We start from the raw sequence: 1,235 nt of genomic DNA on the forward strand, positions 1-1,235 counted from the left end.
CGTCTGGACCTGTCACGTATTTGTGCCGCCCCCAGTGCTCGTTAGGCCACTTTCCGTTCGAAGGCGACCGGGCTTTTCCAGTCCAGTGCTGAGTGGCGTCGTCGCGGATTATAGAACCCGTTGATGTATTCGAAGATTGCCATCTCAGCTTGCCGCCTGGTTGCCCATGACCGCCGCCAGATGAGCTCGGCCTTGATGGTTTTGAAGAACGTCTCGACGGTCGCATTGTCATAACAATTACCTTTGCCGCTCATGGAGACTTTGAAGCCATGCTGGCGCAGGATCTTCTGGTAGTCATGTGAACAGTATTGGCTGCCGCGATCACTGTGGAAGATGCAGCCTTTGGGCGGAGATCTGAAGGCGATGGCCATCTTCAAGGCCCGGATCGCCAGGTCACGCTTCATGCGATTGCTGACAGCCCAGCCGATCACGCGGCGGGAATGCAGGTCCAGGATGACTGCCAGATACAGCCACCCCTCGCGGGTCCAGATGTAGCTGATATCGCCCGCCCATTTCTGGTTCGGCTGATCTGCTTTGAAGTCGCGATCCAGCAGGTTCGGGGCGATGTTGAACGTATGTTCGCTATCTGTGGTTGCCTTGAACTTGCGCGTTCTCTCAACGGTAATCCCGTTTTCGCGCATCAGACGACCCACGCGCCGGTGCCCCACATCGACACCGACCTCCTTCAGCTCTTCGGTCATCCGTGGGCGACCATAGCTGCCCAGGCTCAAACGCGACTGTTCCTTGATATGCGCCAGAACAACCATATCCGTGCGCTGCCTGCGGCTGGCGGGGCGGCTCCGGAAAGCCCGCAAGCCACGCGGGCTGACGTTCATGGCCTGGCACAGCCGGTCGATCGGGAAGGCACCACGCTGTTCTTCGACGAACCGAAACCTCATGGCTTTTGGCTCGCGAAGAACTGGGTGGCTTTTTTTAGGATATCCCTCTCCTCCTTGAGGATGCGGTTCTCGCGCCGAAGTCGCTCGTTCTCCCGCGCAAGCTCGCGATCCTCGGGCGATACCACATCCGTGTCGCGGTGAGCCGTCACCCATTTGTTCAGGGTCGAAAGCCCAACACCAAGATCGTCGGCAACCTGACGCCTTGTTAGCCCGCTGGTCAGTGCAATTCGCACCGCGTCTTTGCGAAATTCATCCGTTCTTCCCGTGCCCATAGTTCGTCTCCTTTGCTGCACATTATGCTATCAAAGGAGCGGCACCAAACCGCGACAGGTCCAG

The 1,235-nt window shown here is 58.2% G+C and carries 1 protein-coding gene; it reads right to left on the reverse strand.

The features are described from left to right. Positions 1-41 precede the first annotated feature (41 nt). Positions 42-1,171 (reverse strand): IS3 family transposase gene (locus JL811_RS19825; protein WP_202690427.1). Its coding sequence is split into 2 segments (ribosomal slippage): positions 42-937 and positions 937-1,171, totalling 1,131 coding nucleotides; the frame shifts between segments, so codons are not numbered across the junction. Between the last annotated feature and the right edge of the window lie 64 nt (positions 1,172-1,235).

The sequence above is a fragment of the Szabonella alba genome, from assembly GCF_016765775.1.
In the GTDB taxonomy this organism is placed as follows: domain Bacteria; phylum Pseudomonadota; class Alphaproteobacteria; order Rhodobacterales; family Rhodobacteraceae; genus Szabonella; species Szabonella alba.